This is a genomic window from Flavobacterium sp. (assembly GCF_044369455.1).
Classification (GTDB): domain Bacteria; phylum Bacteroidota; class Bacteroidia; order Flavobacteriales; family Flavobacteriaceae; genus Flavobacterium.
The window spans coordinates 1-7,519 of record NZ_JBIPLW010000095.1 but is presented as its reverse complement, the minus strand read 5'-3'; the positions used below and the strand labels follow the sequence as shown (position 1 = coordinate 7,519).

General features: G+C 51.4%; 4 protein-coding genes. All 4 read left to right on the top strand.

Annotation, left to right across the window (positions count from 1 at the left end):
* The first annotated feature begins 327 nt into the window (after nt 1-327).
* The 4 genes from ACIQ2L_RS14750 (at nt 328) to ACIQ2L_RS14735 (ending at nt 7,131) form a co-directional block, all read left to right on the top strand.
* Nucleotides 328-1,113, top strand: a complete 786-nt coding sequence (locus ACIQ2L_RS14750) for a hypothetical protein (protein WP_396160189.1) — start codon at nt 328-330, stop codon at nt 1,111-1,113.
* A 674-nt stretch (nt 1,114-1,787) separates the two neighbouring features.
* Nucleotides 1,788-2,225: a hypothetical protein gene (locus ACIQ2L_RS14745; RefSeq protein ID WP_396160187.1), complete on the top strand. Its 438-nt coding sequence runs from the start codon at nt 1,788-1,790 to the stop codon at nt 2,223-2,225.
* Nucleotides 2,226-2,517: 292 nt separating this feature from the next.
* Nucleotides 2,518-4,893, top strand: coding sequence for a DUF3987 domain-containing protein (locus ACIQ2L_RS14740; RefSeq protein ID WP_396160185.1), 2,376 nt, complete (start codon nt 2,518-2,520; stop codon nt 4,891-4,893).
* Between the two features lie 87 nt (nt 4,894-4,980).
* The gene (locus tag ACIQ2L_RS14735) at nt 4,981-7,131 is read left to right on the top strand and encodes a DNA polymerase (RefSeq protein ID WP_396160183.1); all 2,151 of its coding nucleotides are present in this window, start codon (nt 4,981-4,983) and stop codon (nt 7,129-7,131) included.
* Nucleotides 7,132-7,519: the final 388 nt, after the last annotated feature.

Below are 7,519 nucleotides of genomic sequence, written 5' to 3'. Positions count from 1 at the left end.
AATGGCCTCCATGGTGACGCCTGCCACTGGTGGCACTGACACGATGTCAGCAGTGGGACTCTCCATGAGTTCCAAGACCTTCTCAAGTTCACTGCGTTTGAACAGGCGATAGTCAGGAGGATTTCGGTGCATCTGGTGGTTGTCTCCAATATCGGCCCATTCAAACTGCGGTTTCAGTAGCAGATAGAGTACACCCTATTTGTTGAGTAGCAGTGAAACGACATCGCGGTAAAATGGTGAGGTCGCGGCTAGGCTGATCCCCGAAAACCGGAAACCTGACCGGCTGCCGCGTTTTCTTCATTCAGGTCACTATCAGGAAGTGACATCATGGCGAACGACTGGAATAGCGTGCGTGCTATGGCGCTAGATTGTCTCAATTCAACATGGGACATGGTTTGTTGGGCGGCGCGATCCCAGGAAGACGATTACGATAGGGAAAAGGCCGCACGTCATCTCGCTGCGATAGACACTGCTCTAAACACCTTTCGACAGGCAATGGAGATTTTTCAACCCGGCCTTGAGTGTGCCACAAGCGATTTGAAACATTCGCCAGTATTCGATGCATTGGCCTTAGCGTCAGTCGGCGAAGGTCCACGTCCAGATTTCGGGCTCTGTGCAACGGCGCATGAGAAAGCATTCAAACTCCTACGAATGGCGATACTGTGGGTAGAGGACGGGCTGAACGATGAACTGGACAGACGAGGTGCACCGGATAACCATGTCGTGGGAATCAGCGATATGCATAAACGCTCGCCCGAACAACTGCGAGATACTTTGTGTGGGTTAGAGCAAATCAAGTCTCTACAAAGTGTACTTCCCGCGAAACAACTACCCAAGCTACGCGCATGGATAGATCGCGAGTGGGCTGCCGTTGTAGGGAGGCAAACTCGCCTACCGAATTCCGAGTTCGTGCCTCTCACTCTAATGAGCACGAGCATTCCACGTGACGCTTCGACCATCAAACGATGGAAGGACCAACTGCGCAATTCGGAAAAGGAACTTCGGGGTAATAGATGGTTTGTTGACTATGCGGCATTTCGACTTATTGCCGTTGCCCATGGTATTCAATTACCGCTAGACAAGAACGAACTGCAGAAGCGAGTTGCAAGATAGTTGCATGAGTTGCAAGATAGTTGCATTCACCTTCTAAGCCTAGATTCTTCGGTTCCAATCGCCTGAGGCTTGCCTAAAGTCTGTGTAGCCCAGAAAGGAACTACACAGATGGAAGCTATTCGGATCGACGCCAACGCTTTCTACACAGTGCATACGACAGCACTAGAGCTAGGCATAAGCAAAGACGCAATTCAGCGTGCAATTCGCGAGGGCGCACTTGCGACCGTCAAACGAGGGCACCAACGATTTATCGCTGGTCAGTCCATAATTCTGTGGTTGAAGCCAAGTACAAACCAGGCTGACGATTATAGCAGCCAAGCTGTAGCCCTGGTTCGGCATGAACTGAACGCAATCGACGCTAGGGGGGCCGGCTATGCAGGCTGAACAAATCCCCGATTCTGCAATCGCAGCCCTGGCCGAAATGCTGCTGGACCTTACCCAGCACGAACCGTGTGAACCAAGATGTATACGCTGTGGCAACGAACCAAGCCACACAGCCGACGATGGGCACCTGTACTGCGAATTGTGCAGGGCCTGCTATGTCGATGCCTTACCACAGGCCGACGAATAACAACAAGACACTACCGAACCTGCGGATCTGTCTCGGATGTTATCGGCTGTGCAGTCGATGCCTAGATGCGGTTCGCATGTTCTAAGTTTGAAGGGTTTGAGAGATGAAAATTTCGGAAGCATTTTCGGGCAACTATTTAAAGGCAACGGATCTACCGCAGCCCAGGGTACTGTCGATGGCAGCCGTTACCGTGGAAACCATTGGGGAAGAGAAGAGTAGCAAACCTGTTCTTCGATTTCATGGCGAACAGCGGGGGTTGGTTCTCAATAAAGTAAACAGCATGGAGATTGCCGGTTGGTTCGGTGATGATACTGCAGCATGGACAGGGCAGCCTGTTGAGCTGTATTCCACGACTACGTTTTTCAGTGGTCGTCAGGTCCCGTGCATTCGAGTACGCAGGCCAGCGATGCAACATCCAGTCCAGTATCACTTACCAGCACCTACACAGCAGTACGTACCAGCACCTCAGCAGATGCAGGCACCGCAGCCACAACAAGTTGCTGCACCTTTACAGGCCCCAAATATTCCATATGAGGCATAGCGAAATGAAAAGTCGTCTATCACTAGCTGTTTTACGGCAAGGAATATGGACTACCGGTTTCGTCAAATGGGTAGCCGAGAAACATGGTTTAGAGCATGACGCAGCTGCGGATTTGATTACCGCAGCAGCTAAATCGGACTAGGCAAAACTGAACCAAATGGTTCGGGAATTTAAGAATCGCAACCAGTTGCAACAGCTGCGATTCGATTTTGACCAGTAGTAGTCAACCACGTAAAGCCCAGCCTGGTGAACCGCCAAGTACATCAGGCTGGGTGTTTTTCGAAAGCACAAAATGGATTATACGACACAAGCACGAGAATATATAGCCAACGGTTTTGGCATTTTACCACTAGTAACCGACGGTACAAAAAAACCAGCAGGTTCATGGAAAGTCTATCAACAACGGCTCCCATCAGACCATGAGTTAGAACAGTGGTTCGGCTCAGCCCATCCCTGCGGCATAGGTGTGGTATGCGGCCCTATTAGTCAGAACCTTCACGTCATCGACTTTGACAACGAATCCGGGCAGCATTTTCAGCGATGGTGGAACGATGCCGAACAGCAGCTGCCCGGTATTACATCTAAGCTGCTGGCAGTAGCTACACCTAGGCCCGGCAGACAGGTTTGGTTCCGGCAGCAAAGCGTACCAGCAAAACAACAGGTATTGGCATGGACCGAACCACAGCCTAACTGGAACGCAGATGGTACACCTGTTTTGGATGCAGATGGGAACCAGGTATCTGTTCCTGCTATTTTGATTGAAACCCGTGGTACAGGGAACTATGCAGTCGGGGTAGGTTCACCAGCTGCGGTTCATCCCACTGGCCGGACGTACCAGCTGATTCACGGTTCGTTTGATTCTCTACCGATGCTGACCGATGCAGAAGTAGATACACTGCTGGCAATCTGCCGAAAGTACAGCCGATACCAGCCACAGCATGTACAGCGACAAGCAGGGGAAAAGTACCAAGGGGAACCTAGACCTGGTGATGTGTTCAACGAGCTGACCGACATTCGGCAGCTGCTAACCACCCACAACTGGCAGCTGCACCACATCGACGGGGACGATGTGGAACACTGGACCAGACCAGCTAAACCACTAGCAGCAGGTACATCTGCCACATTAGGGGCATTGCAGACCGAGGACGGAAAACCATTGTTCTATGTGTTCAGTGGTTCGGCAGCACCATTTCAGGCAGCCCATACCTATGATGCGTTCGCGACGTACACAATGCTGGAACATGGTGGGGACTTCGCTACAGCAGCGGCTGCGGTTCGCATTCGATACGCCGAACAGGTCCATACTGCCCAGGTAAACTGGAAGCAGGATACATCCCCAGAACCAGAAGCGTATGTTCCGTTCCCTGTGGACCTACTGCCTGATGTGGTCCATGCGTATGTTACCGAGCATGCACAGGCTATCGGGGTAGATGCAGCGTTCGTAGCTGTTCCTATGCTTGCTGTACTAGCATCGCTTATAGGCCAGTCCCGCAGGCTATATGTGAAACGGAACTGGACAGAACCAGCCATACTGTGGTGTGCAACCGTAGCAGATGTAAGTACAGGTAAAACACCTGGCTGGCAGGCAGCAACAGAACCAGCCCAGCGTATTGAACGAATGCTGAACGACAAACGGAAACAGATGGACCTGCAGCACCAGGATGCAGTATCGACATATCAGGCATCGGATAAGTCTGGACCTAAACCAGCGAAGCAGCCATTCAATACACAGATAACCATTGATGACTGCACGATGGAAACCCTGGCCGACATTCACAGCAACAACTGGCACGGTCTGCTGCTATGTATAGATGAACTGGCTGGCTGGCTGCGATCATTCGACCAGTACCGAGCCGGTAAGGGCAGGGATGTAGAGAACTGGCTATCTATCTACGTCGGCAAACACATGCAGGTAAACCGTAAAACCGATGGCTACCGAATGTACCTACCTAGTACAGCGGTATCAGTCTGTGGAACCATCCAGCCCGAAGTAGCAGCCAGTACCCTGTTTAGCGAACGGTTCGTAGCAAACGGGTTCGCAGCCCGTATTCTGTCTGCCGTGCCACCAGCCCAGATAGTGCGATGGTCGGAACTGGAAGTAGCCGAACAGACTGATAATGCCATGTTCGACATAGCCCAGCAGCTATTCATGCTACCAGGGGAACAGTACCAGCCCGATAGATACCGCAGCGTTCCCCTACCGTTTACAGATGATGCTAAAAAACTATTCATCAAGTACCTGGACCAAACAGCAGACCATGCTGAACCACAGGAACCTGCCCTGCGGTCGGCATGGTTGAAACTACGCCCAGCAGCTGCACGGTTCGCACTGGTGTTCTCCGTAGTTCAGCAGCTGCAGCAGTATCCACAGGGGCAGGCAATGCAGCCCGTGGATGTGAACAGCACAACGGCAGGCATCGATCTAGCCTGGTGGTTCGGTAGGGAACTGGAACGGAACTACAGGAACGGTATGCAGTCTTGCAGGACCGATACCCTGGAAAGCCACCTTGCATGGATCCGAAGTAACTGCCCATCTGGTGTTGATGCTAGGCGGCTGCAGCAAGGCAGACGCAGCATTCAAACCGCAAACCAAGCCCGAAACATACTGCAACAGCTGTTAGATGCAGGACAGGGCAGGCTGCTAGGTACTGTTTTCATCCCTAGTTAGCCGTCTACTGTCTACATGTCTACACGGACAGTCAGGAACTGTAGACGCTGTAGACGCTGTAGACACGTAGACACAGGAAATAGAACAATGTTGACCGCAGAAACTGATTGCACATGGTCCTGGTGGGAAGGGCAGCAGTTGGGCAGGTATTTCGCACTGGATACCGAAACTGAGCTGATAACAGGGCACAAGATACCGCAGCTGGCTATGGTATCGGTATCGGATGGAATGCAGACCTACATCGTACATCCAGACCAGTTGGCAGTTCTGCTGGTGCAGCATCTATCAGCAGGCTGCCACATGGTCTGCCATAACATCGCATTCGATTTCTGGGTTATGCATAAGAACCTGGCAGGGAGCCCCGATGCAATCAACTGGCTATGGTCGGCAGTGGACCAGCAGCAGGTACATGATTCGATGCTGCTTGCTGGCCTAATAGGAATAGCCCAGACCGATGATGACCGTCTACCAAGCCTGGCCGATGTTGCCCAGCAGTTGCTAGGTGTTACGCTTGAAAAGGACCTGTACAGGCTGCGGTACGGTGAAACCATCGGTACGGACTGGGAACAGCTGGATCCCGGATTCTTCCAATATGCTGCCACTGATGCTGCAATTACGTACCAGGTGTTCTGTCGGCTAACAGCGATTGCCAAACAGATAACAGATGCAGCCGGTGTTCAACGAAGGTTCGGATTCCTAACCGAGGGAATACAGATTAAGGCTGCGATATGCCTGGACCTTATGCATAGGAACGGGCTACATATCGATACAGAACGAGCTGCACAGCTGGAAACAGACCTGGAACAAAACATCCAGCAGGCAATCTGCCAACTAGAGAAGCACGATTCCAAACTGTTCCACAAATACAAGAAGCAGCCATACCTGTTCAAGGTGAATAAGGATTCGGGATTACCGAAGATGAACCAGAAACAGCTGCTGGTGAACCTGGCAGCTATCGCAGTTGGACACAGCATACAGGTACCAGGTACGCAGACGGGTAGGGTTAGTACATCCGTGAACGACTGCTGGAACGAGTACCGAGGGTTGCACTCGTTCATTGAAAGCTACTGCACATTCAAGGAACTAACCAAGCTGCGTACATTTTTCGATGCATTATCGGAACCAGTAATTCATCCCAGGTACAGGGTACTGGTACGAACTGGCCGAACCAGCTGTAGTGGTCCCAATATCCAGCAGCTGCCACGCAGCAGCCACATTCGAGAAGCAGTGGTACCCAGACCTGGCTACCTGTTCCTGATTATCGACTATTCAGCAATTGAGCTGCGAACCCTGGCAGCAGTCTGCTATGCCAGATACGGATTCAGCAAACTGGGCGATGTGTTAAAAGCTGGCATAGACCCCCACAGCTACACGGCAGCTATGTTCGCAGGTATCGGCCTGGAACAATTCCAGCACCTGCCAAACAAGAAGCAACTACGGCAGCAAGCTAAGGCAATCAATTTCGGGCTGCCCGGTGGGTTAGGGGCTGCATCATTGGTTAGCTATGCCAAGCACAGCTACGGTGTTGATATGACATTGGACCAGGCTACACAATTCAGAACCATGCTGACCGAACTGGTATACCCTGAACTAAAGCTGTACCTATCCGAGGATTCAGCCACAGTGCTAGCTGCCACATTGCAAACAGATGCAGTACTGGTTCGGTCTGTTTGGTCGGAACCTAGGCAGTACGGGATGCTGCGTAAAGTAGTAGAGGGGAAGCCACAAAAGGCAGACGGAACCCCCTATTCCGAATCAACAGTTAGCCGAGTTTGGCAACAGCTGGCAATGCTAAACCAAAATCCTGCCCTAGTTGTTCCCATTGCAGGCCGGGATGCATCCGATACCAGCCCCCTACGGAAATTGATGTGTTCCCCAGTGGCTACACCAACAGGCAGGATTCGTGGGGGTGTTGGGTTCACGGCTGCAAGGAATACACCGTTCCAAGGGCTCGCAGCTGATGGCGCAAAACTAGCAATGTGGGAACTGGTTAAGGCAGGCTATCGCATCGCAGCATTCGTTCATGATGAATTTGTTATAGAGCTGCCAATACAGGCCGACCATACCGCAGCTGCCCAGAAGGTGGAACACATCTGCTGTATCGCTATGCAGCAGCTGTTGGGGGATATTCCAGTATCGTGTGAATATGCACTGGCCGACAGGTGGTATAAGGCAGCAGCAGCTGTAACAGACGATACAGGGAAGCTAGTTCAGTGGCAGCCTGGAAAACCGAATTGACGCTATTGGTGATGTGTGGTACTGTGAATGTGTGTTTGTGTGTATTTGTGGTACAGTTTCATTGGGGGTAACAAAGATGGCTAGACTTCAAAAGGTGATGATTTCGGAACGGGCATTGCTGGCACGGATTAACAGGAAACTAAAGCAGGACAACGAGCAGCTAAGAAAATGCAAAGTAGATTCACGGGGGTATGGGGAACTAGGGGACTATTACGCTATTGACCTTAACAGGAACGCAGTAACTGCTACGCATGTTGACCTAAGCAAATGGGGCAAGGAAATGAAGGTACTGGCAGATTTTGAAGTACTGGAATCCTAATCTAAAGAACGGTGAACATCATGGCTAAATCTATTGCATCAGTCGGCTACATCCGCATGAGCACGGATA

What these genes read in the sequence shown, in the direction of transcription:
- ACIQ2L_RS14750 (WP_396160189.1), top strand. Translation starts at nt 328, where the DNA reads ATGGCGAACGACTGGAATAGCGTGCGTGCTATGGCGCTAGATTGTCTC.
- ACIQ2L_RS14740 (WP_396160185.1), top strand. Translation starts at nt 2,518, where the DNA reads ATGGATTATACGACACAAGCACGAGAATATATAGCCAACGGTTTTGGC.
- ACIQ2L_RS14735 (WP_396160183.1), top strand. Translation starts at nt 4,981, where the DNA reads ATGTTGACCGCAGAAACTGATTGCACATGGTCCTGGTGGGAAGGGCAG.
- ACIQ2L_RS14745 (WP_396160187.1), top strand. Translation starts at nt 1,788, where the DNA reads ATGAAAATTTCGGAAGCATTTTCGGGCAACTATTTAAAGGCAACGGAT.